Source organism: Enterobacter cloacae complex sp. IR5428, assembly GCF_049238585.1.
Lineage (GTDB): Bacteria > Pseudomonadota > Gammaproteobacteria > Enterobacterales > Enterobacteriaceae > Enterobacter > Enterobacter intestinihominis.
In genome coordinates, this window is the sequence record NZ_JBMKHV010000015.1 from 51874 (window position 1) to 78777 (window position 26904).

The 26904-nt window shown below is 55.2% G+C and carries 23 protein-coding genes; 15 read left to right on the forward strand and 8 right to left on the reverse strand.

All coding sequences use genetic code 11. From position 1 onward, the window contains the following. The first annotated feature begins 45 nt into the window (after positions 1 to 45). The 4 genes from fhuA to fhuB are packed head-to-tail and all read left to right on the forward strand — an operon-like array spanning position 46 to position 6012. Positions 46 to 2295, forward strand: coding sequence for a ferrichrome porin FhuA (gene fhuA, locus ACOTXC_RS18965; protein WP_045308079.1), 2250 nt, complete (start codon positions 46 to 48; stop codon positions 2293 to 2295). A 50-nt stretch (positions 2296 to 2345) separates the two neighbouring features. Beyond that, entirely contained in the window at positions 2346 to 3143 is a 798-nt protein-coding gene (fhuC, locus tag ACOTXC_RS18970) for a Fe3+-hydroxamate ABC transporter ATP-binding protein FhuC (RefSeq protein ID WP_022647093.1), read from the forward strand. Continuing rightward, on the forward strand, positions 3143 to 4033 hold the full coding sequence (fhuD, locus tag ACOTXC_RS18975) for a Fe(3+)-hydroxamate ABC transporter substrate-binding protein FhuD (RefSeq protein WP_421767904.1): 891 nt from the start codon (positions 3143 to 3145) through the stop codon (positions 4031 to 4033). Before fhuC ends, fhuD begins: the two co-directional genes overlap by 1 nt. Next, complete coding sequence (gene fhuB / locus ACOTXC_RS18980; RefSeq protein ID WP_032625558.1) at positions 4030 to 6012, forward strand: Fe(3+)-hydroxamate ABC transporter permease FhuB; 1983 nt, start codon at positions 4030 to 4032, stop codon at positions 6010 to 6012. The genes fhuD and fhuB overlap by 4 nt, the downstream gene beginning before the upstream one ends. Positions 6013 to 6105: 93 nt before the next feature. On the opposite strand, the gene hemL is transcribed toward fhuB, so the two are convergent. Next, the gene (gene hemL, locus ACOTXC_RS18985) at positions 6106 to 7386 is read right to left on the reverse strand and encodes a glutamate-1-semialdehyde 2,1-aminomutase (protein WP_063148456.1); all 1281 of its coding nucleotides are present in this window, start codon (positions 7384 to 7386) and stop codon (positions 6106 to 6108) included. Between the two features lie 177 nt (positions 7387 to 7563). Between hemL and clcA the strand changes: the two genes are divergently transcribed. Beyond that, positions 7564 to 8964, forward strand: a complete 1401-nt coding sequence (gene clcA / locus ACOTXC_RS18990) for a H(+)/Cl(-) exchange transporter ClcA (RefSeq protein ID WP_022647097.1) — start codon at positions 7564 to 7566, stop codon at positions 8962 to 8964. Positions 8965 to 9049: 85 nt separating this feature from the next. Continuing rightward, positions 9050 to 9394, forward strand: a complete 345-nt coding sequence (gene erpA / locus ACOTXC_RS18995) for an iron-sulfur cluster insertion protein ErpA (protein WP_003856230.1) — start codon at positions 9050 to 9052, stop codon at positions 9392 to 9394. A 57-nt stretch (positions 9395 to 9451) separates the two neighbouring features. Here erpA and ACOTXC_RS19000 read toward each other — a convergent pair whose 3' ends face one another. The 3 genes from ACOTXC_RS19000 to mtnN are packed head-to-tail and all read right to left on the reverse strand — an operon-like array spanning position 9452 to position 11599. Next, positions 9452 to 10075 carry a TRIC cation channel family protein gene (locus ACOTXC_RS19000; RefSeq protein WP_003856227.1) on the reverse strand — a complete coding sequence of 208 codons (624 nt, stop codon included), beginning with the start codon at positions 10073 to 10075 and terminating at the stop codon, positions 9452 to 9454. A gap of 23 nt (positions 10076 to 10098) precedes the next feature. After that, positions 10099 to 10908, reverse strand: coding sequence for a vitamin B12 ABC transporter substrate-binding protein BtuF (gene btuF / locus ACOTXC_RS19005; protein WP_022647099.1), 810 nt, complete (start codon positions 10906 to 10908; stop codon positions 10099 to 10101). Continuing rightward, positions 10901 to 11599, reverse strand: a complete 699-nt coding sequence (mtnN, locus tag ACOTXC_RS19010) for a 5'-methylthioadenosine/S-adenosylhomocysteine nucleosidase (protein ID WP_003856223.1) — start codon at positions 11597 to 11599, stop codon at positions 10901 to 10903. The genes btuF and mtnN overlap by 8 nt, the downstream gene beginning before the upstream one ends. Positions 11600 to 11681: 82 nt before the next feature. Between mtnN and dgt the strand changes: the two genes are divergently transcribed. The 3 genes from dgt (at position 11682) to ACOTXC_RS19025 (ending at position 16066) form a co-directional block, all read left to right on the forward strand. After that, positions 11682 to 13196, forward strand: coding sequence for a dGTPase (dgt, locus tag ACOTXC_RS19015; protein WP_421767905.1), 1515 nt, complete (start codon positions 11682 to 11684; stop codon positions 13194 to 13196). Positions 13197 to 13328: 132 nt separating this feature from the next. Continuing rightward, complete coding sequence (degP, locus tag ACOTXC_RS19020) at positions 13329 to 14762, forward strand: serine endoprotease DegP (RefSeq protein WP_022647101.1); 1434 nt, start codon at positions 13329 to 13331, stop codon at positions 14760 to 14762. Between the two features lie 146 nt (positions 14763 to 14908). Next, positions 14909 to 16066 (forward strand): CdaR family transcriptional regulator, encoded by a 1158-nt coding sequence (locus ACOTXC_RS19025; protein ID WP_003856217.1) that lies wholly within the window; start codon positions 14909 to 14911, stop codon positions 16064 to 16066. A gap of 89 nt (positions 16067 to 16155) precedes the next feature. Here ACOTXC_RS19025 and ACOTXC_RS19030 read toward each other — a convergent pair whose 3' ends face one another. The 4 genes from ACOTXC_RS19030 to map form a co-directional block, all read right to left on the reverse strand. Beyond that, positions 16156 to 16545, reverse strand: coding sequence for a DUF3461 family protein (locus ACOTXC_RS19030; RefSeq protein WP_022647102.1), 390 nt, complete (start codon positions 16543 to 16545; stop codon positions 16156 to 16158). Positions 16546 to 16656: 111 nt separating this feature from the next. Beyond that, a complete protein-coding gene (dapD, locus tag ACOTXC_RS19035) occupies positions 16657 to 17481 on the reverse strand; it encodes a 2,3,4,5-tetrahydropyridine-2,6-dicarboxylate N-succinyltransferase (RefSeq protein WP_023299365.1) in 825 nt (274 codons plus the stop codon). A 32-nt stretch (positions 17482 to 17513) separates the two neighbouring features. Continuing rightward, entirely contained in the window at positions 17514 to 20189 is a 2676-nt protein-coding gene (glnD, locus tag ACOTXC_RS19040; protein WP_032676702.1) for a bifunctional uridylyltransferase/uridylyl-removing protein GlnD, read from the reverse strand. A 62-nt stretch (positions 20190 to 20251) separates the two neighbouring features. After that, a complete protein-coding gene (gene map / locus ACOTXC_RS19045; RefSeq protein WP_022647104.1) occupies positions 20252 to 21046 on the reverse strand; it encodes a type I methionyl aminopeptidase in 795 nt (264 codons plus the stop codon). Between the two features lie 321 nt (positions 21047 to 21367). Here map and rpsB point away from each other — a divergent pair, with 321 nt between their 5' ends. From rpsB to ispU, 6 genes are all read left to right on the forward strand, one after another. Beyond that, positions 21368 to 22093, forward strand: coding sequence for a 30S ribosomal protein S2 (rpsB, locus tag ACOTXC_RS19050; RefSeq protein ID WP_022647105.1), 726 nt, complete (start codon positions 21368 to 21370; stop codon positions 22091 to 22093). Positions 22094 to 22210: 117 nt separating this feature from the next. Beyond that, a complete protein-coding gene (tsf, locus tag ACOTXC_RS19055) occupies positions 22211 to 23062 on the forward strand; it encodes a translation elongation factor Ts (protein WP_015572722.1) in 852 nt (283 codons plus the stop codon). 149 nt (positions 23063 to 23211) lie between these two features. After that, the gene (gene pyrH / locus ACOTXC_RS19060; RefSeq protein WP_008501910.1) at positions 23212 to 23937 is read left to right on the forward strand and encodes a UMP kinase; all 726 of its coding nucleotides are present in this window, start codon (positions 23212 to 23214) and stop codon (positions 23935 to 23937) included. A 167-nt stretch (positions 23938 to 24104) separates the two neighbouring features. Further along, positions 24105 to 24662: a ribosome recycling factor gene (gene frr / locus ACOTXC_RS19065; protein ID WP_003856180.1), complete on the forward strand. Its 558-nt coding sequence runs from the start codon at positions 24105 to 24107 to the stop codon at positions 24660 to 24662. Between the two features lie 92 nt (positions 24663 to 24754). After that, positions 24755 to 25954, forward strand: coding sequence for a 1-deoxy-D-xylulose-5-phosphate reductoisomerase (ispC, locus tag ACOTXC_RS19070; RefSeq protein ID WP_023299367.1), 1200 nt, complete (start codon positions 24755 to 24757; stop codon positions 25952 to 25954). 185 nt (positions 25955 to 26139) lie between these two features. Next, positions 26140 to 26898, forward strand: coding sequence for a (2E,6E)-farnesyl-diphosphate-specific ditrans,polycis-undecaprenyl-diphosphate synthase (gene ispU / locus ACOTXC_RS19075; RefSeq protein WP_003856176.1), 759 nt, complete (start codon positions 26140 to 26142; stop codon positions 26896 to 26898). Positions 26899 to 26904 lie beyond the last annotated feature (6 nt).

A 26904-nucleotide genomic window follows, 5' to 3' on the forward strand; every position in this document is an offset into this window, starting at 1 on the left:
ATTCTCGTTTACGTTATCATTCACCTTTTTCATCAGAGATCCATCATGGCGCTTTCCAATACTGCTCAGCCAATTAACACGTCGCTGCGTAAAATCGCAGCCGTCGTAGCCACAGCGGTTGCCGGCATGTCTGCTTATGCACAGGCCGCTGAAACCCCCAAGAAAGAAGAAACCATCACCGTGACTGCCGCACCGGCTGCACAGGAAAGTGCCTGGGGTCCTGCTGCGACTATCGCCGCTCGCCATTCTGCGACTGGAACCAAAACAGACACGCCAATTCAAAAGGTTCCACAGTCTATTTCTGTGGTAACTTCCGAAGAGATGGCGTTGCATCAGCCACGTTCCGTTAAAGAAGCTCTGAGCTATACCCCGGGCGTTGCGGTAGGCACCCGTGGTGCTTCTAATACTTACGACTACCTGGTTATTCGCGGTTTCGCGGCCGATGGTCAGAGCCAGAACAACTACCTCGATGGTATGAAGATGCAGGGCAACTTCTATAACGACGCGGTGATTGATCCTTATATGCTGGAGCGCGCTGAAATCATGCGCGGTCCGGTTTCCGTTCTGTACGGAAAAAGCAGCCCTGGTGGCCTGCTGAACATGGTGAGTAAGCGTCCAACAACAGAGCCGCTGAAAGAGATCCAGTTTAAAGCTGGTACTGACAGCCTGTTCCAGACCGGCTTTGACTTCAGCGATGCCATCGACGATGACGGCGTTTACTCCTACCGCCTGACGGGGGTTGCGCGTTCTAACAACGCACAGCAGGAAAATAAAGGCGAGCAGCGTTATGCCATCGCGCCATCTTTCTCCTGGCGTCCGGATGATAAAACGACTTTCACTTTCCTTTCCTACTTCCAGAACGAGCCTGAAACAGGCTATTACGGCTGGCTGCCAAAAGAGGGAACGGTCGATCCGCTGCCAAACGGTGATCGTCTGTCGACGGACTTCAACGAAGGTGCGAAGAACAATACCTATTCCCGTAACCAGAAAATGGTTGGGTATAGCTTCGACCACGAATTTAACGACACCTTTACCGTGCGTCAGAACCTGCGTTTTGCCGAGAATAAAACCTCGCAAAACAGCGTTTACGGCTACGGTGTATGTACCGATCCGGCAAATAGCGGCAGCAAACAGTGTGCTGCGTTAGCTCCTGCCGATAAAGGTCATTATCTGGCACGTAAATATGTTGTTGATAATGAAAAACTGCAAAACTTCACCGTTGATACTCAGTTGCAGAGCAAATTTGCGACCGGGCAGGTAGACCATATCCTGCTGACTGGTGTTGACTTTATGCGTATGCGCAATGATATCAACTCCTGGTTTGGCTATGACGACTCGGTACCGTTGCTGGATCTCTACAATCCGGTAAGCAGCGATTTCGATTTTGGCTCAAAAGATCCTGCAACCTCCGGTGCATATCAGATCCTCAACCGTCAGAAACAGACCGGTTTGTATGTTCAGGATCAGGCGCAGTGGGATAAAGTACTGGTTACTCTAGGCGGCCGTTACGACTGGGCCGATCAGGAGTCCTACAACCGTGTATTGAATACCACCTCCAAACGTGATGATACCCAGTTTACCTGGCGTGGCGGCGTTAACTATCTGTTCGATAACGGCGTAACCCCTTACTTCAGCTACAGCGAATCCTTTGAACCGGCTTCACAGACCGATGCTCAGGGTAAACTGTTCTCACCGTCTAAAGGCAAGCAGTACGAAGCGGGCGTGAAATACGTGCCGAACGATCGTCCGATCGTGATCACCGGTGCAGTGTATCAGCTGACCAAAACCAACAACCTGATGGCTGACCCGGCGGGCTCATTCTTCTCCGTTGAAGGCGGTGAGATCCGCGCCCGTGGCGTAGAGCTGGAAGCGAAAGCGGCGCTCTCTGCAAGCGTTAACGTTGTAGGTTCTTATACCTATACCGATGCTGAATACACCACCGACACTAACTACAAAGGCAACACACCGGCGCAGGTGCCAAAACATATGGCATCCGTGTGGGGTGATTACACGATGTTTGATGGCCCGCTGTCTGGCCTGACGCTGGGTACTGGTGTGCGTTACACCAGCTCCAGCAAAGGTGACCCGGCGAATAGCTTCACTGTTGGAAGCTATACGCTGGTTGATGCACTGGTCAGATACGATCTGGCGCGTGTAGGCATGGCCGGCTCAAACGTCGCGCTTCACGTGAACAACCTGTTCGATCGTGAGTACGTTGCAAGCTGCTTCAACACCTACGGTTGCTTCTGGGGTGCTGAACGCCAGGTTGTTGCCACGGCGACCTTCCGCTTCTAACCTCTTTATGGGCACGGTTCGCCGTGCCCTTTTTATTTAAGTTGGCTGACATGCAGGATACTAAAACGCAATCCGACTCCACCTTCACGCTCAACAATCTCTCCTTTCGCGTACCCGGGCGCACCTTGCTGCATCCGCTCTCTTTGACGTTTCCCGCAGGTAAAGTGACCGGTTTAATCGGGCACAATGGTTCCGGTAAATCGACGCTGCTGAAGATGCTGGGCCGTCATCAGCCGCCGTCCGAGGGCGACATTCTGCTGGATGACCAGCCGCTGGCGAGCTGGAGCAGTAAGGCCTTTGCCCGCAAGGTGGCCTATCTGCCGCAGCAGTTGCCGCAGGCGGAGGGGATGACGGTGCGCGAGCTGGTGGCGATTGGACGTTATCCGTGGCACGGTGCGCTCGGGCGTTTTGGCGTTGCTGACAGAGAGAAAGTGGAAGAGGCTATCGCGCTGGTTGGGTTAAAACCGCTGGCGCACCGTCTGGTGGATAGCCTGTCCGGTGGCGAGCGTCAGCGCGCATGGATCGCGATGCTGGTAGCGCAGGACAGCCGCTGCCTGCTGCTCGACGAACCCACTTCAGCGCTGGATATTGCTCATCAGGTTGACGTCCTGGCGCTGGTGCATCGCTTAAGCCAGCAGCGCGGCCTGACTGTGATTGCCGTTCTGCATGATATCAACATGGCGGCACGCTACTGCGACTATCTGGTAGCGCTGCGCGGCGGTGAAATGATCGCTCAGGGTACGCCTGCCGAACTGATGCGCAGCGAAACGCTGGAACATATCTACGGTATTCCTATGGGCATTCTGCCTCACCCGGCCGGGGCTGCACCCGTGAGCTTTGTCTACTGATGCTGGATCCAACATTAATTAGCCGCCGTCGCCTGCTAACGGCCATGGCACTCTCACCTCTGCTGTTAAAGATGGGCCCGGCCCGCGCTGCCGCAGTCGATCCGCACCGCATCGTGGCGCTGGAGTGGTTGCCCGTCGAACTGATGATGGCGCTGGGCGTGACGCCTTACGGCGTGGCCGATATTCCTAACTACACCCTGTGGGTGAATGAGCCAAAACTGCCGGACTCCGTCATCGACATCGGTCTGCGTACGGAGCCGAACCTTGAGCTTCTCACCCAGATGAAACCGTCTTATTTATTCTGGTCTGCGGGGTATGGCCCGTCGGAAGAGACCATGGCGAAGATTGCGCCCGGACGGGGCTTTTCCTTTAGCGACGGTAAAAAGCCGCTGACCATGGCAAAAAATTCCATCCACGAGATGGCGCAGTTCCTCAACCGTGAGGCTGAGGCGAAAAAACATCTCGATGAATTTGATGCGCTGATTGATTCCCTCAAGCCGCGCTTTGCCCACCGTGGCGATCGGCCTTTGCTGATGGTGACCCTGCTGGATGCCCGCCATATGCTGGTCTTTGGAAATAACTGTCTGTTCCAGGAAGTACTCGACAGTTTTGGCATTCGCAATGCCTGGGAAGGCGAGATGACGTTCTGGGGCAGTACCGCCGTGGGGATTGACCGTCTGGCGGCGTTTCGTGATGTGGACGTGCTGTGCTTTGACCACGGCAATGAGCGCGAAATGCAAACCCTGATGGCGGCTCCGCTCTGGCAGGCAATGCCGTTCGTCCGCGAGCAGCGCTTCCTGCGCGCGCCAGCGGTATGGTTCTACGGCGCGACGCTGTCGGCCATGCATTTTGCCCGCGTGCTGGACAATGCACTGGGAGGCAAGGCATGAGCACGCGTATGGCCCGTTTCCCGATGTTACTGCTAGCGCTCATTTTTCTGGCTGCCCTGGCATTAACCGGCTTTAACCTGACCACGGCGTTACCGCGCGATCAGTGGGCAGCCGCGTTTGCCGCACCGGATATCGACAATATTCAGCAAATGCTGTTCCACTACAGCCTGCTGCCGCGTCTGGCTATCTCCCTGCTGGTCGGGGCGGGACTGGGACTGGTGGGCGTACTGTTTCAGCAGGTGCTACGTAACCCGCTGGCGGAGCCAACCACGCTGGGCGTGGCGACGGGGGCTCAGCTGGGGATCACCATCACCACGCTCTGGACCCTGCCGGGAGCGTTAACCTCGCAGTTTGCCGCGCTGGCAGGCGCATGCGTGGTCGGTGCGCTGGTCTTTGGCGTAGCCTGGGGAAAACGTCTCTCACCGGTCACGCTGATCCTCGCGGGGCTGGTCGTCAGCCTCTACTGTGGGGCGATCAACCAGCTGCTGGTGCTGTTTCACCACGACCAGCTGCAAAGCATGTTTATGTGGAGTACCGGCACGCTCACCCAGACCGACTGGAGTATCGTCCAGCGTCTGTGGCCGCAGCTGTTTGGCGGCGTGGTGCTGACGCTGCTGCTGCTGCGTCCGCTCACGCTGATGGGCCTCGATGACGGCGTGGCGCGCAATCTCGGGCTGGCGCTGTCGCTGGCCCGTCTGGCGGCCCTGACCCTGGCGATTGTGCTGAGCGCGTTACTGGTTAACGCCGTCGGCATCATCGGGTTTATCGGCCTGTTTGCGCCATTGCTGGCAAAAATGCTCGGCGCGCGCCGTCTGCTGGCGCGTCTGATGCTGGCGCCGCTGATTGGTGCGCTGATACTCTGGCTTTCCGATCAGCTCATTCTCTGGCTGGCGCGCGTCTGGATGGAAGTTTCCACGGGCTCGGTGACGGCCCTGATCGGCGCGCCGCTGCTGCTGTGGCTGCTGCCGCGCCTGCGCAGCATTAGCGCTCCGGCAATGGATGCCGGCGATAAAGTGCATGCCGAGCGTCAGTCGGTGGTGTGGTTCAGCCTTGCCGGGCTGGCAGTGCTGGTTATCGCCTCGTTTGCCGCACTCTCGCTGGGACGCGACGCCACGGGCTGGCACTGGGCAACGGGGGATTTGCTGCATGAACTCATGCAGTGGCGCTGGCCGCGGATTTTCTCCGCGCTGATTGCGGGCGTCATGCTGGCGGTGGCGGGCTGTATTATCCAGCGTCTCACCGGCAACCCGATGGCAAGCCCGGAAGTATTAGGGATCAGCTCCGGGGCCGCGTTTGGCGTAGTGTTGATGTTGTTCCTCGTACCGGGAAATGCGTTCGGCTGGCTGATGCCTGCCGGGAGTATCGGTGCGGCAGTCACGCTGATGATTATCCTGATCGCCTCCGGGCGAGGTGGTTTCTCACCTCACCGCATGCTGCTGGCCGGGATGGCGCTCAGCACCGCGTTTACTATGCTGCTGATGATGTTGCAGGCGAGCGGCGATCCGCGCATGGCGCAGATCCTGACATGGATTTCCGGTTCAACATACAACGCCACCGGCAGTCAGGTGGTGCATACCGGGATTGTGATGATCGTGCTGCTGGCGATTGTGCCGCTGTGCCGCCGCTGGATGACCATTCTGCCGCTGGGTGGGGATACCGCCCGCGCGGTCGGGGTGGCGCTGACGCCGACGCGCATTGCGCTGTTGCTGCTGGCCGCGTGCCTGACGGCGACGGCCACCATGACTATCGGCCCGCTCAGTTTTGTCGGATTAATGGCGCCGCATATCGCCCGTATGATGGGTTTCCGCAGGACTTTGCCGCATATCGTGATCTCTGCGCTGACGGGCGGGGCGATCCTGGTCTTTGCTGACTGGTGCGGAAGGATGGTGCTGTTCCCGTATCAGATCCCGGCGGGCCTCCTGTCGACCTTTATCGGCGCGCCTTACTTTATTTATCTGTTGAGAAAGCAGAGTCGGTAATAAAAGTAAACGGCAATCCTTAGATTGCCGTTTTAGTGTTTGCTCCCTCTCCCTGTGGGAGAGGGTTGGGGTGAGGGCATCAAGCCGCACATTTTACAGCTTCGCAAATACCTTACGCGCTGCGTCGATAGTGTTATTGATATCTTCTTCGCTGTGCGCCACGGACATAAAGCCCGCTTCAAACGCTGACGGGGCAAGATACACGCCTTCTTCCAGCATCAGGTGGAAGAAGCATTTGAAGCGTTCCACGTCGCATTTCACCACGTCCTGATAGCAGGTCACGGTTTTCGCATCGGTGAAGAAAATCCCGAACATCCCGCCCACGTGGTTCACCACCAGTGGAATACCCGCATCTTCTGCGGCTTCCAGCAAACCGTTTGCCAGTTGCGTCGTCCGGTCCGTCAAGGTTTCGTGGATACCCGGCTGCGCCACTTCGGTCAGACAGGCAAAGCCCGCCGCCATCGCAATCGGGTTACCGGAGAGCGTACCCGCCTGGTAAACCGGACCGGTTGGCGCCAGCGCGTCCATGACGTCCTTACGCCCGCCAAACGCGCCGACAGGCATGCCGCCGCCAATGATTTTGCCGAGGCAGGTCAGATCCGGCTCCACGCCGTAGTATGACTGCGCCCCCGCCAGCGCCACGCGGAAGCCGGTCATCACTTCGTCGATGATCAGCAGCGCGCCGAACTCATCGCACAGGGCGCGCAGGCCCGGCAGGAAATCCGGCTGCGGTGGGATACAGTTCATGTTGCCCGCAACTGGCTCAACGATGATGCAGGCGATCTCCTGCGGATACTGCTCGAACGCGGCGCGAACGGTGCTCAGGTCGTTATAGGTGCAGGTCAACGTGTGTTTCGCGAAATCAGCCGGCACCCCCGGAGAGTTTGGCTGTCCGAGGGTCAGCGCGCCGGAACCGGCTTTCACCAGCAGACAGTCGGCATGGCCGTGATAACAACCTTCGAACTTGATGATCTTGTCACGGCCGGTAAAACCGCGCGCCAGACGGATAGCGCTCATGGTCGCTTCGGTACCGGAGTTCACCATACGCACCATGTCCATCGTTGGCACCAGTTCGGTGACCAACTCCGCCATTTTGACTTCCATCTCGGTTGGCGCACCGAAGCTCAGGCCGCGCTGAGCGGCTTCAATCACCGCGTTGCGGATCGCCGGGTGGTTATGCCCCAGTACCATCGGACCCCAGGAACCGACGTAATCGACATAGGCTTTACCATCCACATCATACAGATATGCGCCATCCGCACGTTCGATAAACAGCGGGGTGCCACCCACGCCGGTAAAGGCGCGCACGGGTGAGTTTACGCCGCCTGGGATTAGCTCGCGGGCTGCGCTGTAGAGGTTTTCAGACTTGCTCATGGCGTCGTTCCTGGTTCGTAGAAATGAGTTAAGGCAACTATTCTAAGTGATTCGGAAGAGGTTATAAAATTTTTGCCCCATAGAAGGCTTAACAATTGTTAAGTATTTTTCAGGGGACGAGGGGATTGTCTCTGGTAGAATCCCTGCGGCCTTTTGTATGACGAAACAGAACAGGTAATGAACGAGAACACGCCTTCTTTTGAACAACAACAGTTTACGCGCGCGAAGCACCGGGTCAGTATCCGGCGACTGCTCAACCGTGACAAAACCCCGTTAGCCATTCTGGTGGCAGCCGCCGTTGTGGGCACGCTGGCCGGGCTGGTAGGCGTCGCGTTTGAGAAAGCCGTCAATGCGGTGCTCAACTGGCGCATAGGTACCGTCGCCAGCTTCGCGGATCGTGAATGGCTGGTCTGGGTGTGGGCCTTTGGCCTTTCGGCGCTGTTTGCCATGGTGGGCTATTTTCTGGTGCGTAAATTCGCACCTGAAGCAGGCGGCTCGGGGATCCCTGAAATTGAGGGGGCGCTGGAAGAGCTACGCCCGGTTCGCTGGTGGCGCGTGCTTCCTGTGAAATTTATCGGCGGGATGGGAACGCTCGGGGCGGGCATGGTGCTCGGTCGGGAAGGACCAACGGTACAGCTGGGCGGTAACGTCGGGCGCATGGTCGGCGATCTGTTCCGTATGCGCAGCGCCGAAGCGCGCCATACGCTGCTGGCAACGGGGGCGGCGGCCGGGCTGTCTGCCGCGTTTAACGCGCCGCTGGCAGGTATCCTGTTTATCATTGAAGAGATGCGCGCCCAGTTCCGCTACAACCTGATCTCCATTAAAGCGGTGTTTACCGGCGTGATTATGTCGAGCATTGTCTTTCGCGTCTTTAACGGCGAAGGGGCGGTGATTGAAGTTGGCAAGCTAACTAATGCGCCGGTCAATACTTTGTGGCTGTATCTGATTCTTGGGATGATTTTTGGCGTCGTTGGCCCGCTTTTTAACACCCTGATTTTACGGGCGCAGGATATGTTTCAGCGCATCCATGGCGGAAATACCACGAAATGGGTGCTGGTGGGGGGCCTGCTTGGTGGCGTGTGCGGGATCCTCGGTTTTATCGAACCGAATGCGGCGGGCGGCGGTTTCGGTCTGATTCCCATTGCCGCGGCGGGGAATTTCAGCGTAGGCCTGCTGCTGTTTATGTTTATTTCACGCGTCATCACCACGGTATTGTGCTTCTCCTCTGGTGCCCCGGGCGGCATTTTCGCCCCGATGCTGGCGCTGGGGACGCTGCTGGGTACGGCGTTCGGGATGGCGGCGGCGGCAGGCTTCCCGGCCTACCATCTGGATGCGGGGACGTTTGCGGTTGCGGGAATGGGGGCGCTGCTGGCGGCCTCCCTGCGTGCGCCGCTGACCGGGATCGTGCTGGTGCTGGAAATGACCGACAATTACCAGCTCATTTTGCCAATGATCATTACCTGCCTCGGCGCGACACTATTAGCCCAATTCCTGGGTGGAAAACCGCTATACTCCACCATTCTTGCCCGTACCCTGGCGAAACAGGAAGCTGAACAGGCCCTGAAGCAGAATACTTGAATGAATTACCAGGGTATTAGATAATGACAAAAAGAATTGGGTGATTTTTACCCAATAGCAGTCGCAGTATTCATGGGAGCATAAGATGAGTGATGACGTAGCGTTGCCGCTGGAATTTACCGAAGCAGCAGCGAAAAAAGTGAAAACCCTGATTGCCGACGAGGACAATCCGGATCTGAAACTGCGTGTTTATATTACCGGCGGCGGCTGTAGTGGCTTCCAGTATGGTTTTACCTTTGACGACCAGGTTAACGATGGTGATATGACTATCGAGAAACAGGGCGTCGCGCTGGTGGTTGATCCGATGAGCCTGCAATATCTGGTGGGCGGTTCAGTGGACTACACTGAAGGTCTGGAAGGTTCGCGCTTTGTGGTGACTAACCCGAATGCGACCAGCACCTGCGGGTGTGGTTCTTCATTCAGTATTTAACCTGAATGCAAATTGTAGGCCCGGTAAGCGAAGCGCCACCGGGCTTATAAACGATACCTATCTTGAATTTTCATCCAGTGCAAACGTCGGCAGCTTCAGGTGCCAGCGTATCGCCGCTAAACGGATCACCAGCGTTACCACCATCCCCAGCATCGCCGCGTTTTCCAGCGGGACAGCAAAGGTGTAATACGCCGTGGCGTGAACAATCCCCCCGATGATACAGGCCGTCGCGTAGATTTCCGTTCGCAGGATCATCGGGACTTCTCGCGCCAGAATGTCGCGAATAATCCCTCCGCCCACGCCGGTCAACACGCCCATACAGATCGCCACCAGCGGGCCAGTCCCGGCAATAAAGGCTTTATTCACGCCTATTCCCACAAAGACCGCCAGACCGACGGCATCCAGCACTGGCAATATCCATTTTGGTAGTCTGCGAGGCTGACGAACCAGCACGATGGTTAACAGGCAGGTGACCATCGCCACCACCAGATCCGTTGGATCTTTTACCCAGAATACCGGGCCGTTTGCCAGCGCCATATCGCGAATCGTTCCGCCGCCTACCGCCGTAACGACGCCGAGCACCAGTACGCCAAAAGGATCCATGCGTAGTTTTCCGGCAAGCAAAACGCCGGAGATAGCAAAAACGGCTGTGCCAAGAATATCCAGCCAATACACGAGCATCGTTAAATCCTCGAATAGGGTATTTATCTGTTTGAGTGACTCTCTGCCAGTTCGGCGCAGAGTTGTTTTGCGGCGAGGATAATACGCGGGCTGGCGCGTTCAAACCAGTCGCTGTTGAGTGCGATGACCGGAATTTTAAGCTGCCGATGCCAGAATTGTTCTATTTTAGGAATCTCGCTCGCATTTCCGACCACCACAATGGCCTGCGGTTGTCGCGCCAGAACCTGCTCACGACTGACCTGCGGCCAGGGGACCCGGCTTTCGGCAAAGATATTTTCACCTCCACAGATCTCAAGCACCTGGTTCTGGATCGAACCTTTCCCGGTAGTGAACAGCGGCTGGCTGCCAAATTGCAGAAAAACGCGTTGTTTCGGTTGCGTGCCGTATCGGGTTTTTAGCGCAGCATAGTCGTTGAGCATCTGCTGTGCAGCGTGCTCGGCGCGTTGGGGGGTAGGGCTGAAGGGCGCGAGGTCACGGAGGGTTTGCGCCACCTGTTCGATGCTCACCGCATCTACCCATTTTACCGTTATTCCCAGCGAAGAGAGCTGGTTCACCTGTCGTTCGGCATTACCACCGCGCCAGGCAAGAACCAGATCGGGCTTCAGCGCCACGATGCGTTCCAGGTTCATTCCCTGCCAGGTGGCAACCTGTTCGATTTGGGCGGCCTGCGGTGGATAATCGGAAAAGCTGCTCACCGCAACGGGCGTAATCCCGGCGGCAAACGCCAGTTCCGTATTGGCAGGGGAGAGTGTGATCACCCGCGGCGCGGCGATGAGCCAGGCCGGGGCGAGCAGAAGCAGGGCGACCAGCGCCCTGAATGACACCTTACCCACGCGCCAGTTTCTGCACCAGGGTTTCCACCATCACGGTGGACTGTTTGGCCGCAACGGCCAGGAACTCGTCGAAGCTGATGTGGGACTGCTGGTCCGCCACGTCAGAGATCGCGCGAACGACCACGAACGGCACGCTGAAGTTATGGCACACGTGCGCAATGGCCGTGGCTTCCATCTCAACGGCCACAGCCTGCGGGAAGTTATGACGGATTTTCGCCAGACCAACAGAGCCGTTGATAAAGGCATCGCCGCTGACGATCAGGCCACGCACCGCATTGAGGTTCAGCTCGTTAATGCAGCTTTCAGCGGCGGCAATCAGCTTATCATCCGCTTTAAACCCGGCCGGGCAGCCCGGAAGCTGACCATATTCGTAGCCGAATGCGGTGACATCTGCATCGTGGTAACGCGCTTCGTCGGAAACCACGATATCGCCCACTTTCAGCGTCGGCGCCAGACCGCCCGCCGAACCTGTATTAATGATAACGTCAGGCTTGCAGCGCTCAAGCAGCAGGGTCGCGCCCAGTGCCGCTGCAACTTTACCGATGCCTGATTTCAGCAGAGCCACGTCAACGCCGTTCAGCTGGCCGGTGTAGATCTCACAGCCACCAAGGGAGAGGGTCTGACGGTTCTCAATTTTGTCACGCAGCAGCGTAACTTCTTCTTCCATTGCACCAATAATGCCGATTTTCATAGATTTACTCGCGATGTGCCTTGTTAAGATGCATAGTCTATCATGCGGTTAAGGGGAAACGCATTCTCACGCGGGGGAGCACATGGCACCAATCGATTTTCGCACCAAAATTAACTGGCACCGACGTTTCCGTTCGCCACAGGGCGATAAGAGCGAACATGAGATCCTGCGCATTTTTGAAAGCGATCGCGGACGCATCATCAATTCGCCCGCCATCCGCCGGTTACAGCAAAAAACCCAGGTGTTCCCGCTGGAGCGTAACGCTGCGGTGCGTACGCGGTTAACGCACTCCATGGAAGTGCAGCAGGTGGGGCGCCACATTGCGAAAGAGATCCTCAGCCGTCTCAAAGAGCAACGTCTGCTGGAAACCTACGGGCTGGATGAACTGACCGGGCCGTTCGAAAGCATCGTTGAGATGGCCTGCCTGATGCACGATATCGGCAATCCTCCCTTTGGTCATTTCGGCGAGGCCGCCATCAATGACTGGTTTAAACAGCGGCTTTTTCCCTCTGACGCCATAAGCCAGCCGCTCAGCGATGACCGCTGTGTGGTACGCGATTTACGCCTGCGTGAGGGCGAAGATAGCCTGAACGATCTGCGCCGCAAGGTGCGTCAGGATCTGTGTCATTTCGAAGGTAACGCGCAGGGGATCCGTCTGGTGCACTCCCTGATGCGCATGAATCTGACCTGGGCGCAGGTGGGCTGTATTCTCAAATACACGCGTCCCGCGTGGTGGATGGGGGAAACGCCTGCCACCCATAGCTACCTGATGAAAAAACCGGGCTATTACCTGTCGGAAGAAGCGTACATTGAACGGTTGCGTAAAGAACTTTCGCTAACGCCGAATGGCCGTTTTCCATTGACGTGGATTATGGAAGCGGCTGATGACATTTCTTATTGCGTGGCCGATCTGGAAGACGCAGTGGAAAAAAGAATATTCAGCGTCGAGGAGCTGTATCAGCATCTTCACGATGCCTGGGGAGAGCATGAAAAAGGTTCTCTGTTTGCACAGGTCGTCGAGAATGCCTGGGATAAATCGCGTTCAAATTCGCTGAGCCGCAGTACCGAAGATCAGTTCTTTATGTATTTGCGGGTCAATACGCTGAATAAACTGGTGCCGTATGCGGCCGCCCGTTTCATTGATAATTTGCCGATGATATTTAGCGGGGAATTTAATCACGCCCTGCTGGAAGATGAGAGCAGTTTTAGTCAGCTGCTTGAATTATATAAAAACGTGGCTGTTCGCCATGTTTTCAGCCACCCGGATGTCGAACAACTGGAGCTGCAAGGATACCGGGTTATCAGCGGTTTGCTGGAAATTTATGGCCCGCTGCTCCAGCTGACGGTCGATGAGTTTTGCGAGCTGGTCGAAAATGAACGTGTTCGCCGCCTGCCGATTGAATCTCGTCTCTATCAGAAGCTTTCAACCCGTCACCGGCTGGCATACATTGAGGCCGTCAGTAAAATAGATCGTCATTCTTCCCAATGGCCAGTCATGGAATATTATTATCGCTGTCGTCTTATCCAGGACTATATCAGCGGGATGACAGATTTGTATGCCTGGGATGAATACCGCAAGCTTATGGCCGTTGAATAAGCCATGAGTTTTGTAAAGACGACCAATAAATTTTTACTTTTTCCATAAACTTAATCCCGGAACTAAGCGGTATAAAACGAATCTGAGTTACACAGCAATTTTGCGTTATCTGGTAAATCGAGATTGAGAAACATGAAAAAAACCACATTAGCAATGAGTGCACTGGCTCTGAGTTTAGGTTTAGCGTTGTCCCCTCTGGCGACGGCGGCCGAGACAGCTTCCTCGGCAGCGACTGCGCAGCAGATGCCAAGCCTGGCCCCGATGCTCGAAAAAGTGATGCCATCGGTGGTGAGTATTAACGTTGAGGGCAGCACAACCGTCAATACGCCGCGTATGCCGCGTAATTTCCAGCAGTTCTTCGGCGACAATTCGCCATTCTGCCAGGACGGTTCGCCATTCCAGAGCTCCCCGTTCTGTCAGGGCGGCGGCGCAGGGGATGACGGTCAGGGCGGCGGCCAGCAGCAGAAATTCATGGCACTCGGCTCGGGCGTTATTATTGATGCAGCGAAAGGCTACGTGGTGACCAATAACCACGTGGTAGATAATGCTAACACCATTAAGGTTCAGATGAGCGATGGCCGTAAATTCGATGCCAAAGTGGTCGGTAAAGACCCGCGCTCCGATATCGCACTGATTCAAATTCAGGATCCGAAGAACCTGACGGCGATTAAGCTTGCCGACTCTGACGCGCTGCGCGTGGGTGACTACACTGTCGCCATCGGTAACCCGTTTGGTCTGGGCGAAACCGTGACCTCGGGTATCGTCTCCGCGCTGGGACGTAGCGGCCTGAATGCGGAAAACTATGAAAACTTCATCCAGACGGATGCGGCCATTAACCGCGGTAACTCCGGCGGTGCGCTGGTTAACCTGAACGGTGAACTGATCGGTATCAACACCGCTATCCTGGCACCGGACGGTGGCAACATCGGTATCGGCTTTGCTATCCCGAGCAACATGGTGAAAAACCTGACTGCGCAGATGGTGCAATATGGACAGGTGAAACGCGGTGAGCTGGGTATCATGGGGACCGAGCTGAACTCCGAGCTGGCGAAAGCGATGAAAGTGGACGCTCAGCGCGGCGCATTCGTGAGCCAGGTCATGCCGAACTCTTCAGCGGCGAAAGCCGGCATTAAAGCGGGTGACGTGATCACCTCTCTGAACGGTAAACCGATCAGCAGCTTTGCCGCCCTGCGTGCGGAAGTGGGTTCTATGCCAATCGGCAGTAAAGTGACCCTCGGCCTGCTGCGTGAAGGTAAGCCAGTTAACGTGAGCCTGGAACTGCAACAGAGCAGTCAGAATCAGGTGGATTCCAGCACCATCTTCAGCGGTATTGAAGGTGCTGAGATGAGCAACAAAGGGGCAGATAAAGGCGTGGTGGTGAACAACGTGAAAGCGAACTCACCTGCTGCCCGTATCGGCCTGAAAAAAGGTGATGTGATCATGGGCGCTAACCAGCAGCCGGTGAAAAACATCGCTGAACTGCGCAAAATTCTCGACAGCAAGCCGTCCGTGCTGGCACTGAATATTCAGCGTGGTGATACCTCTATTTATCTCCTGATGCAGTAATCTTCTTAAGCCCCTGTTCGCAGGGGCTTTCTCTTTTCTGTGACCTTTCCCACAACTCCATACATCTCTCTCTGCCTTTGGGCATCTGCACAATGCAGCCTTAGCTGAACTTCCCTATGCTTGAGCTCTGCTCACGGGAGGGTTATATGGCTGGCTGGCATCTTGATACCAAAATGGCGCAGGATATCGTGGCGCGCACCATGCGAATCATCGATACCAATATCAACGTAATGGACGCCCGAGGGCGCATTATCGGCAGCGGCGATCGTGAGCGTATTGGTGAATTGCACGAAGGGGCGTTGCTGGTGCTCTCTCAGGGGCGCGTGGTCGACATTGATGACGCCGTGGCGAAACATCTGCACGGGGTCCGTCAGGGGATCAACCTGCCGCTGCGTCTGGAAGGAGAGATTGTTGGCGTTATCGGTCTGACCGGCGATCCTGAATCGCTGCGTAAATACGGCGAGCTGGTCTGCATGACGGCGGAGATGATGCTGGAGCAGTCGCGTCTGATGCACCTGCTCGCCCAGGACAGCCGCCTGCGTGAAGAGCTGGTGATGAATTTGATCCAGGCGGAGGAGCACACGCCTGCCCTGAGCGAGTGGGCGCAGCGTCTGGGTATCGACCTGAATCAGCCGCGCGTGGTCGCCGTGATTGAGGTGGATAGCGGCCAGCTTGGTGTGGACAGCGCCATGGTGGAGCTACAGCAGCTGCAAAATATGCTGGCGACGCCGGAGCGTAACAACCTGGTGGCAATCGTCTCTTTGACGGAAATGGTGGTGCTCAAGCCTGCGCTTAATCAGTTTGGCCGCTGGGACGCGGAAGATCATCGTCGCCGCGTTGAGCTGCTCATCGAGCGCATGAAGGAGAACGGACAGCTCCGTTTTCGCGTCGCGCTGGGAAATTACTTTACCGGGCCGGGAAGTATCGCCCGTTCATGGCGAACGGCGCGCACTACCATGATGGTGGGTAAACAGCGCATGCCGGAGAGCCGCAGTTATTTCTATCAGGATCTGATGCTGCCGGTTCTGCTCGACAGTTTGCGCGGTGGCTGGCAGGCCAACGAGCTGGCGCGCCCGCTTGTGCGTCTGAAAGCGATGGACAACAACGGGCTGCTGCGCCGCACGTTGCAGGCGTGGTTCCGGCATAACGTGCAGCCGCTGGCAACGTCAAAAGCGCTGTTTATTCACCGTAATACGCTGGAGTATAGGTTAAACCGGATCTCGGAACTGACGGGGCTGGATTTAGGGAATTTTGACGACCGGCTACTGCTGTATGTGGCGTTGCAGCTGGATGAACAAAGATGATGCTGTTTGCCGGGTGGCGGCTTCGCCTTACCCGGCCTACATGCGTTCGTAGGCCCGGTAAGCGAAGCGCCACCGGGCAATAAAACGGCTCATTTGTTACGCGTCAATTTCTCAAGATCAGCTTCAATTTCGCTGATCTTATGGGTAACAACACTTTCCAGGTGACGCAGGTCGTCAAGGATCTTACGTTTCAGATCGACTTCGCTGCGATCGCGCTGGCAGATTTGATCGAGTTCGTCGATAACGTAGCGCAGGTTAGGGCTGATTTCCTGTACTTCTTTATATCCCTGACCGATACCGTCAGCGACAACGGTCTTACGCTGGCGTGGGTATTTAAATTTCACGCTTTTGGCGAAGAACTCTCCTTTGTCCTTGTGAAAATAGATTTTCAAAATATCGTTATTGGCTTCCTGGCGGAGACTATAACGATCAATTTCATCAGGATTGGTAATGCCCAGACTTTTCAGATTATCGTACATAGCGGTACCCTTGATCTCAACATAACCTATGAATAATTAACGAAAAAATCTATTTTCGCCACCTTCGGATATAAAAAAAGCGGGGTTGCCCCCGCTTTTTGTTATACCCGATTAATCGATGGTGCGCAGCAGTTCATTGATGCCCACTTTACCGCGCGTTTTCGCATCCACTTTTTTCACGATGACCGCGCAGTACAGGCTGTATTTGCCATCTTTAGACGGCAGGTTGCCGGAAACCACAACGGAACCGGCTGGAACGCGGCCGTAGTGAATTTCACCGGTTTCGCGATCGTAAATACGGGTGCTCTGGCCAATGTACACGCCCATGGAGATCACAGAACCTTCTTCGACGATCACGCCTTCAACCACTTCGGAACGTGCGCCGATGAAGCAGTTGTCTTCGATGATGGTTGGGTTTGCCTGAAGTGGCTCCAGAACGCCACCAATGCCGACGCCGCCGGACAGGTGAACATTTTTACCGATCTGCGCGCAGGAGCCGACGGTAGCCCAGGTGTCCACCATGGTGCCTTCGTCAACGTAGGCGCCGATGTTCACGTAGGATGGCATCAGCACGGTGTTGCGTGCGATGTATGCACCCTGACGAACGGCTGCCGGTGGTACTACGCGGAAGCCCTCTTTCTGGAAGCGCGCTTCGTCGTAGTCAGCGAACTTCATTGGCACTTTATCGAAGTAGCGGCTTTCTGCTCCGTCGATAACCTGGTTATCGTTGATACGGAAAGAGAGCAGCACAGCTTTCTTCAGCCATTGATGAGTAACCCACTGACCGTCGATTTTTTCTGCCACGCGCAGCGCGCCGGAATCCAGCAGGGAAATAACCTGGTTTACCGCTTCACGGGTCACGGTATCCACATTTGCCGGAGTGATGTCGGCGCGACGCTCAAAAGCGGACTCAATAACGTTCTGTAACTGCTGCATTGTTTACTCTTTCCATTTCACTAAAAAACACGTCACCCTTTATCGTTTGGATTGAGGGCTGCTGTCAACCGTTGTTGCACTTCAAGTTGCAGGTCATTATTAAGGGCACGCCGGTCGGCCGTCGCGATTATAAATAAATCTTCTACTCGTTCGCCAATGGTTGTAATTCGGGCGCCGTGAAGCGAAATTCCCAGATCGGCAAAAACCTGGCCGACGCGGGCGAGCAGCCCTGGCTGGTCGAGCGCAATCAGCTCAAGGAACGATTTACGGTCGGTATGGGTCGGCAGGAAATTGACCTCGGTATCGACGGTAAAGTGGCGCAGTTTTGCTGGCTGACGTCGCGGCTGCGGAGGTTGCCAGCTGCGCTGCGTAATCGCCTGCTCGAGGCCAAAGCGTATCCCCTCATGCCTGTCCGACGACAGCGGGCTGCCATCCGGCTCCAGTACAATAAAGGTGTCCATCGCCATGCCGTCGCGGGTGGTAAAAATCTGCGCGTCGTGAACGCTCAGGTTACGCCTGTCCAGTTCGGCGCAGACCGCCGCAAACAAATAAGGCCGGTCCGGGCTCCAGATAAAGATCTCCGTTCCGCCACGCGTGGCCTGCGGGCTGAGCAGAATCATTGGTTTCGTCAGGTCGTGCTTCAGCAGATGCCGGGCGTGCCAGGCAAGCTGGTTTGGGCTGTGGCGCACAAAGTAGTTGGCGCGACAGCGCGCCCAAATCTGATGTAGTGCCTCTTCGTTAATGTTATCCATGCGCAACAGGGCAAGCGCCTGCAACTGGTGGTGGCGCACGCGCTCGCGCATATCCGGGGTGTTCTGCATCCCGCGACGCAGCTGTTTTTCGGTGGCGAAGTACAGTTCGCGCAGCAGGCTCTGCTTCCAGCTGTTCCACAGGGTTTCGTTGGTAGCGCAGATATCGGCTACCGTCAGGCAGACCAGGTAGCGCAGGCGGTTCTCCGTTTGCACTTCCTCGGCGAACTGCTTGATCACTTCCGGATCCTGAATATCACGACGCTGAGCGGTAACCGACATCAGCAGATGATGGCGAACCAGCCAGGCAATAAGCTGCGTCTCACGTGAGTTCAGGCCGTGCAGCTCGGCAAATTTCAGCACGTCCTGGGCACCGAGTACGGAGTGGTCGCCGCCGCGCCCTTTGGCGATATCATGGAACAGGGCGGCGATCAGGATCAGTTCGGGGTGAGAGAGGCGCGGCCACAAATCAACGCACAGCGGATGGCGGGATCGCGTCTCTTCTCTGGCAAAACTTTCCAGCTTGAGCATGACGCGGATCGTGTGCTCATCCACCGTATAGGCGTGAAACAGGTCGAACTGCATCTGCCCGACAATATGCGACCACTGTGGCATATAGGCCCACAATACGCTGTGTCGGTGCATCGGCAGCAGACCGCGGCTGACGGCGCCCGGATGACGAAGCATGCTCAGGAATAGCGAGCGCGCCTCCGGGATGTAACACAGCGGCTGCTTCAGATGACGCCGCGCATGGCGTAAATGGCGAAGGGTAGTGGAGTAGATCCCGGTGATCGTGCTGTTGCGCACCATGGTATAGAACATTCGCAGGATCGCTTCCGGCTCGCGGATGAACAGCGTTTCGTCGCGAAGATCGATCAGCGTGCCGCGCAGCTGAAATTCGTCATCAATCGGACGCGGTTTTTCGTCTGCCGTCAGCGCGAGGATCGCCTCATCGAACAGCTGTAACAGCATTTGGTTCAGCTCAGAGACGCGGCGAGTGACGCGGAAGAAATCCTTCATCATTTGCTCGACCGGCTCGTTGCCCTCGCCCTGGTAATTCAGGCGCTGCGCCACGCTAAGCTGCCGGTCAAACAGCAGGCGGTTATCGTAGCGGGTGACCTCCAGGTGCAGCGCAAAACGGATGCGCCAGAGCAGATGCAGGCACTCGTTGAGTTCGTTACGTTCGGCTTCGGTCAGAAAACCAAAACCGACCATTTCGTCCAGCGAGGTGGCCCCAAAATGGCGACGGGCGACCCATTGCAGCGTGTGGATATCGCGCAGGCCACCGGGGCTGCTTTTAATATCCGGTTCGAGATTATAGCTGGTGCCGTGATAGCGCTGGTGGCGCTGGTTTTGTTCTTCGACTTTCGCGGCGAAGAATTTTTCTGAAGGCCAGAAGCCGTCGCTAAAGATGTGCTTTTGCAGTTCGAGGAACAGCGCCACGTCGCCAATCAGCAGGCGGGTTTCAATTAAATTGGTGGCGACGGTCAGGTCAGATAACCCTTCCAGCAGACACTCTTCCAGCGTGCGCACGCTGTGACCCACTTCCAGCTTCACGTCCCAGAGCAGGGTCAACAGCTCACCGATTTTCTGCGCCCGATCGTCCGGCAGTTTTTTACGGCTTAAGATTAGCAGGTCGATATCAGAGAGCGGATGCAGTTCACCCCGGCCATATCCGCCGACAGCAACCAGCGCGACGTCGCTCACCTGCCCGAAACCGTAGTCGATCCACAGACGTTGCAGGAGCTGGTCGATAAATTCGGTGCGCGCTTCAATGAGCTGTTCGGCTGAGACGCCTGCATCAAATGCGCTACCCAGCCAGCGATGGAAAACCGCCATATGGGATTTGATATGTGCGCAGGTCAGCTCATGCGGTGGCCAGACGCCCGGGTTATCAGGCTGGTCGGGGAGGGTGGGAAGTGCTGTGTTAGCATACTGTTCGGGTAAGAGATTACTCATCGTGCGCCACCCATAAGAAAAAGCTATCGCCATTAAAAAAGCCGGCATTCGCCGGCTTCTTATCACTCAATGTTCGTCAGTATCGCCGGGATGGTGTCATCCTTGCGCAACGTCATAATTTCGCAGCCGTTGTCTGTAACCACAATAGTATGCTCGTACTGGGCAGACAAGCTTCTGTCTTTGGTTTTTACCGTCCAGCCATCTTTCATGGTACGGATGCGGTAATCGCCCGCGTTGACCATTGGCTCAATAGTGAAGGTCATGCCTTTTTGCAGCACTACGCCACCGTCGTCTGCATCATAGTGCAGAACTTGCGGTTCTTCATGGAACACACGACCAATACCGTGACCGCAATATTCACGCACCACGGAGAAACCTTCCGCTTCCACAAACTTCTGGATTGCGGCGCCGATGGTGCGCAGGCGGATGCCTGGCTTCACCATTTTCAGCGCCAGGTAGAGGCTGTCCTGGGTGACTTTACACAGGCGCTCGCCCAGAATCGTTGGCTTGCCAACGATGAACATCTTAGAGGTGTCACCGTGGTAGTCGTCTTTAATGACGGTCACGTCGATGTTGACGATATCGCCATCTTTCAGCAGCTTCTCGTCATCCGGAATGCCGTGGCAAACCACTTCATTAATAGAGATGCAGACGGATTTTGGAAAACCGTGATAGCCAAGGCAGGCGGAGACCGCGTGCTGCTCGTTGACGATATAGTCGTTACAGATGCGATCCAGTTCGCCAGTGCTGACGCCCGGTTTCACAAACGGTTCGATCATTTCCAGCACGTCAGCGGCCAGACGACCGGCGACGCGCATCTTTTCAATTTCTTCAGGTGTCTTAATAGAGATAGCCATGTAATCTGTCCATCGGTGTCGATTTTTTCGACAATACTAGTGTAAGTGTTGTCAATGGTATCAGTCAGGCGCACCCCGTGCCAAATTGAGAATCATTAACAGCACACTCCGCCAACAATTATTGGTTTCTGGCCGTGTTTTGTGATATAAAGCGCGCCGGACTTCCGATCCATCTCAGATACACAGGCTGGACGGGAGCGACAAATCTCACTTTGTGTAACAACACACACGTATCGGCACATATTCCGGGGTGCCCTTCGGGGTCGGTAATATGGGATACGTGGAGGCATAACCCCAACTTTCAATATAGAGGTTTTAAACATGGCAACTGTTTCCATGCGCGACATGCTCAAGGCTGGTGTTCACTTCGGTCACCAGACCCGTTACTGGAACCCGAAAATGAAGCCTTTCATCTTCGGCGCACGTAACAAAGTTCACATCATCAACCTTGAGAAGACTGTACCAATGTTCAACGAAGCCCTGGCTGAGCTGAGCAAGATCTCTTCCCGTAAAGGTAAGATTCTGTTCGTTGGTACTAAGCGCGCTGCAAGCGAAGCTGTGAAAGATGCTGCTAACAGCTGCGACCAGTTCTTCGTGAACCATCGCTGGTTGGGCGGCATGCTGACCAACTGGAAAACTGTTCGTCAGTCCATCAAGCGCCTGAAAGATCTGGAAACCCAGTCTCAGGACGGTACTTTCGATAAGCTGACTAAGAAAGAAGCGCTGATGCGCACTCGTGAACTGGACAAGCTGGAAAACAGCCTGGGCGGTATCAAAGATATGGGCGGCCTGCCAGACGCGCTGTTCGTAATCGATGCAGACCACGAGCACATCGCAATCAAAGAAGCTAACAACCTGGGTATCCCGGTATTCGCTATCGTTGATACCAACTCCGATCCGGACGGTGTTGACTTCGTTATCCCGGGTAACGACGACGCAATCCGTGCTGTTAGCCTGTACCTGAGCGCTGTAGCTGCTACCGTTCGTGAAGGCCGTTCCCAGGATCTGGCTTCTCAGGCGGAAGAAAGCTTCGTAGAAGCTGAATAATAAGGTTTTACCCCTTATTAGTACCGTGTATGAATAGGGGCCCATTATCGGCCCCTTTTTTCAATTTATACTGTTTGGCTCCCGGCCGGGCAGTTCACATCTCCCGAGGATTTAAGAATGGCTGAAATTACCGCATCCCTGGTAAAAGAGCTGCGTGAGCGTACTGGCGCAGGCATGATGGATTGCAAAAAAGCGCTGACCGAAGCGAACGGCGACATCGAGCTGGCAATCGAAAACATGCGTAAATCCGGTGCGATCAAAGCAGCTAAGAAAGCAGGCAACGTTGCTGCTGACGGCGTGATCATCACCAAAATCGACGGCAACTACGGCATCATTCTGGAAGTTAACTGCCAGACTGACTTCGTTGCTAAAGATGCTGGTTTCCAGGCATTTGCTAACAAAGTTCTGGACGCAGCGGTTGCAGGCAAAATCACTGACGTTGAAGTGCTGAAAGCACAGTTCGAAGAAGAGCGTGTTGCGCTGGTTGCTAAAATCGGTGAGAACATCAACATCCGTCGCGTATCTTCCCTGGAAGGCGATGTTCTGGGCTCTTACCAGCACGGCGCGCGTATCGGTGTTCTGGTTGCGGCTAAAGGCGCTGACGAAGAGCTGGTTAAACAGCTGGCAATGCACATCGCTGCAAGCAAACCAGAATTCGTTAAGCCAGAAGACGTGTCTGCTGAAGTGGTAGAGAAAGAGTACCAGGTTCAGCTGGACATCGCGATGCAGTCTGGTAAGCCAAAAGAAATCGCAGAGAAAATGGTTGAAGGCCGCATGAAGAAATTCACCGGCGAAGTTTCTCTGACTGGCCAGCCTTTCGTAATGGATCCAAGCAAGTCTGTTGCTCAGCTGCTGAAAGAGCACAACGCTGACGTGACTGGCTTCATCCGCTTCGAAGTGGGCGAAGGCATCGAGAAAGTTGAGACTGACTTCGCAGCAGAAGTTGCTGCCATGTCCAAGCAGTCTTAATGATTGAAAAGGAGCCGCCTGAGGGCGGCTTCTTTTTGTCACCCGTCTCACGAAATCAGACAGGCTCCAGTATCGCTGTGCTGATTTGCGACATATCATGTCGCCAGAATTAACCCCATCTTAATCGTTGACAGTCTCAGGAAAGAAACATGGCTACCAATGCAAAACCCGTGTACAAACGCATTCTGCTTAAGCTGAGTGGCGAAGCGCTGCAAGGATCGGAAGGCTTCGGTATTGACGCAAGCATCCTTGATCGCATGGCACAGGAAATCAAAGAACTGGTCGAACTGGGTATTCAGGTTGGCGTGGTCATTGGCGGTGGCAACCTTTTCCGTGGTGCTGGTCTGGCGAAAGCGGGGATGAACCGCGTAGTGGGCGACCACATGGGGATGCTGGCAACCGTGATGAATGGCCTGGCGATGCGTGATGCGCTTCATCGCGCCTATGTGAACGCTCGCCTGATGTCCGCTATTCCTTTGAATGGCGTATGCGATAACTACAGCTGGGCAGAGGCTATCAGCCTGCTGCGCAACAACCGCGTGGTGATCCTCTCCGCCGGTACGGGTAACCCGTTCTTTACCACCGATTCCGCAGCCTGCCTGCGCGGTATCGAAATCGAAGCCGATGTGGTGCTGAAAGCGACCAAAGTAGATGGCGTGTTTACTGCCGACCCGGCAAAAGATCCTTCAGCGACCATGTACGATCAGCTGAGCTACAGCGAAGTGCTGGATAAAGAGCTGAAAGTGATGGATCTTGCCGCCTTCACGCTTGCTCGCGACCATAAACTGCCGATCCGTGTTTTCAACATGAACAAGCCTGGCGCGCTGCGTCGCGTCGTGATGGGCGAAAAAGAAGGCACTTTGATCACGGAATAATTTCCGTCGGCGATAAATACAGGTAAGATTCCGCTTTACTTTGTAGTGGTATCTTACCTGGACGCGCCTTTGGCGCTGTCATGAATTAAACGCGACTATACTTAGCACACCTGTAGCGCTGTGCTGGCGGATAGTCTGCCTGAGACAAGTTTTCAAGGATTCGTATCGTGATTAACGACATCAGAAAAGATGCTGAAGTACGCATGGACAAATGCGTAGAAGCGTTCAAAAACCAAATCAGCAAAATCCGTACTGGCCGTGCTTCCCCAAGCCTGCTGGATGGCATCATCGTAGAATACTACGGTACGCCTACGCCACTGCGTCAGCTGGCGAGCGTGACGGTAGAAGATACCCGTACCCTGAAAATCAACGTGTTCGATCGCTCAATGAGCCCGGCCGTTGAAAAAGCGATCATGGCATCTGACCTGGGTCTGAACCCAAGCTCAGCGGGCGCGGATATTCGCGTTCCACTGCCTCCGCTGACGGAAGAGCGTCGTAAAGATCTGATCAAAGTCGTTCGCGGTGAAGCAGAGCAGGGTCGCGTTTCCGTGCGTAACGTGCGTCGCGATGCGAACGATAAAGTGAAAGCCCTGCTGAAAGAAAAAGAGATCAGCGAAGATGACGATCGTCGTTCTCAGGACGACATTCAGAAAATGACCGACGCGGCGATCAAGAAAATTGATGCGGCGCTGGCAGAAAAAGAAGCGGAACTGATGCAGTTCTGATTTTCGCTATACACTGATAAACGCCGTTCAGAAGGACATTGAGTCTTGCTGGCGGCGTTTTGCTTTTATCTGGTCTAACTTTTGGGCATCTCATGAAGCATCTCACTCTCCTCGGCTCGACCGGCTCTATCGGTTGCAGCACTCTCGACGTCGTACGTCATAATCCCGACAGCTACACCGTGACCGCACTTGTGGCCGGAAAGAACGTGCAGCGAATGGTCGAACAGTGCATGGAGTTTACCCCTCGTTTTGCGGTGATGGATGATGAAGAGAGCGCCCGCCAGGTGAAAGCGCTGTTGCAGGAGAAGGGCTGTCGTACCGAAGTGCTCAGCGGGCAACAGGCGGCTTGCGATATGGCCTCGCTTGATGAAGTTGATCAGGTAATGGCGGCAATCGTCGGGGCGGCGGGTCTTCTGCCGACGCTTGCCGCTATTGATGCGGGAAAAGATGTTCTGCTTGCAAATAAAGAGTCGCTGGTCACCTGCGGACGCCTCTTTATGGAGGCGGTAAAACAGCGTGGGGCGCGTCTTTTGCCGGTCGATAGCGAGCACAACGCGATTTTTCAGAGTTTACCCCAACCTTTTCAACAAAACCTGGGGTACGCTGACCTTGAGCAGAATGGCGTTGTGTCGATTCTGCTTACCGGGTCTGGTGGCCCGTTCCGTGAAACGCCACTGTCTGAATTGAGCGCAATGACGCCGGATCAGGCGTGTCGTCATCCGAATTGGTCAATGGGGCGTAAGATCTCCGTCGATTCGGCCACCATGATGAATAAAGGTCTGGAATACATTGAAGCTCGCTGGCTGTTCAATGCGTCGGCGAAACAGATGGAAGTGCTGATCCACCCGCAGTCGGTGATTCACTCGATGGTGCGCTATCAGGACGGCAGCGTGCTGGCCCAGTTGGGCGAGCCGGATATGCGTACGCCTATTGCTCATACGATGGCGTGGCCAAACCGCGTAAAATCGGGCGTTAAGCCTCTCGATTTTTGCAAGCTGAGTTCACTGACGTTTAGCGAGCCTGATTACGACCGTTATCCCTGCCTGAAACTGGCGATGACGGCCTTCGATCAGGGGCAGGCGGCGACAACGGCGCTTAATGCAGCCAATGAAGTGACCGTTGAAGCATTCCTGAATCAGCAGATCCGCTTTACTGATATCGCCGCGTTGAATTTATCCGTGCTGGAGATGATGGATTTGCGTGAGCCGCAGAGTGTGGAAGAGGTGCTGGCCGTGGATGAACAGGCACGTATTGTTGCGCGTAAACAGGTGACACGTCTCGCAAGCTGGTGATAAAGCAAGCACTAGTCGTCGTGCTATTTGTTAGCGTTGGGCTTCAGTGATATAGTCTGCGCCACCTGATCGCAGGTATTTGGCTTTAAGTGGTCAGGTAAGCCGTGGTATGACACGGCTTTTTTATGTATAGGCTTCAGTATTCCTGTGTACCGTTAAATCCTTTCAGGGACTAAAAACGCGTTATGTTGTCTGCGAATCAACCAATAAGCGAAAACTTGCCAGCACATGGCTGTCGCCATGTTGCAATCATCATGGATGGCAATGGCCGCTGGGCGAAAAGACAAGGGAAGATACGAGCCTTTGGGCATAAAGCCGGGGCGAAATCTGTTCGCCGCGCCGTTTCTTTTGCCGCCAATAACGGCATTGATGCGTTAACGCTCTATGCTTTTAGCAGTGAAAACTGGAATCGACCTGCGCAAGAAGTGACTGCGTTGATGGAACTGTTCGTGTGGGCGCTCGATAGTGAAGTAAAAAGCCTGCACCGCCACAACGTCCGCTTGCGTATTATTGGCGAAACCAGTCGTTTTAACTCACGTTTGCAGGAACGGATTCGCAAAGCTGAAGCGCTGACGGAAAATAATACCGGCCTGACGCTCAATATCGCGGCGAATTACGGCGGACGCTGGGATATTATCCAGGGGGTTCGGCATTTGGCTGAGCAGGTTCAGGAAGGGCTGTTAAGACCCGACCAGATTGATGAAGAGGCGCTGAGTCAGCAAATCTGCATGAATGAACTGGCTCCCGTGGATTTGGTTATAAGGACAGGGGGGGAGCATCGCATAAGTAACTTTTTGCTGTGGCAAATTGCCTACGCTGAACTTTACTTTACGGATGTTCTTTGGCCAGATTTTGATGAACAAGACTTTGAAGGTGCGCTGCATGCCTTTGCCAATCGAGAGCGTCGTTTCGGCGGCACCGAGCCTGGTGGCGATAACGCCTGATGGGGG

Excerpts from the sequence above, each read along its gene's own strand:
- map (WP_022647104.1), bottom strand. The coding sequence starts at position 21,046 with ATGGCTATCTCTATTAAGACACCTGAAGAAATTGAAAAGATGCGCGTC.
- glnD (WP_032676702.1), bottom strand. The coding sequence starts at position 20,189 with ATGAGTAATCTCTTACCCGAACAGTATGCTAACACAGCACTTCCCACC.
- fhuB (WP_032625558.1), top strand. The coding sequence starts at position 4,030 with ATGAGCACGCGTATGGCCCGTTTCCCGATGTTACTGCTAGCGCTCATT.
- dapD (WP_023299365.1), bottom strand. The coding sequence starts at position 17,481 with ATGCAGCAGTTACAGAACGTTATTGAGTCCGCTTTTGAGCGTCGCGCC.
- rpsB (WP_022647105.1), top strand. The coding sequence starts at position 21,368 with ATGGCAACTGTTTCCATGCGCGACATGCTCAAGGCTGGTGTTCACTTC.
- ACOTXC_RS19000 (WP_003856227.1), bottom strand. The coding sequence starts at position 10,075 with ATGCTCGTGTATTGGCTGGATATTCTTGGCACAGCCGTTTTTGCTATC.
- ispU (WP_003856176.1), top strand. The coding sequence starts at position 26,140 with ATGTTGTCTGCGAATCAACCAATAAGCGAAAACTTGCCAGCACATGGC.
- erpA (WP_003856230.1), top strand. The coding sequence starts at position 9,050 with ATGAGTGATGACGTAGCGTTGCCGCTGGAATTTACCGAAGCAGCAGCG.
- fhuA (WP_045308079.1), top strand. The coding sequence starts at position 46 with ATGGCGCTTTCCAATACTGCTCAGCCAATTAACACGTCGCTGCGTAAA.
- dgt (WP_421767905.1), top strand. The coding sequence starts at position 11,682 with ATGGCACCAATCGATTTTCGCACCAAAATTAACTGGCACCGACGTTTC.
- ispC (WP_023299367.1), top strand. The coding sequence starts at position 24,755 with ATGAAGCATCTCACTCTCCTCGGCTCGACCGGCTCTATCGGTTGCAGC.
- fhuD (WP_421767904.1), top strand. The coding sequence starts at position 3,143 with ATGCTGGATCCAACATTAATTAGCCGCCGTCGCCTGCTAACGGCCATG.
- pyrH (WP_008501910.1), top strand. The coding sequence starts at position 23,212 with ATGGCTACCAATGCAAAACCCGTGTACAAACGCATTCTGCTTAAGCTG.
- mtnN (WP_003856223.1), bottom strand. The coding sequence starts at position 11,599 with ATGAAAATCGGCATTATTGGTGCAATGGAAGAAGAAGTTACGCTGCTG.
- ACOTXC_RS19025 (WP_003856217.1), top strand. The coding sequence starts at position 14,909 with ATGGCTGGCTGGCATCTTGATACCAAAATGGCGCAGGATATCGTGGCG.
- hemL (WP_063148456.1), bottom strand. The coding sequence starts at position 7,386 with ATGAGCAAGTCTGAAAACCTCTACAGCGCAGCCCGCGAGCTAATCCCA.
- ACOTXC_RS19030 (WP_022647102.1), bottom strand. The coding sequence starts at position 16,545 with ATGTACGATAATCTGAAAAGTCTGGGCATTACCAATCCTGATGAAATT.
- fhuC (WP_022647093.1), top strand. The coding sequence starts at position 2,346 with ATGCAGGATACTAAAACGCAATCCGACTCCACCTTCACGCTCAACAAT.
- tsf (WP_015572722.1), top strand. The coding sequence starts at position 22,211 with ATGGCTGAAATTACCGCATCCCTGGTAAAAGAGCTGCGTGAGCGTACT.
- degP (WP_022647101.1), top strand. The coding sequence starts at position 13,329 with ATGAAAAAAACCACATTAGCAATGAGTGCACTGGCTCTGAGTTTAGGT.
- clcA (WP_022647097.1), top strand. The coding sequence starts at position 7,564 with ATGAACGAGAACACGCCTTCTTTTGAACAACAACAGTTTACGCGCGCG.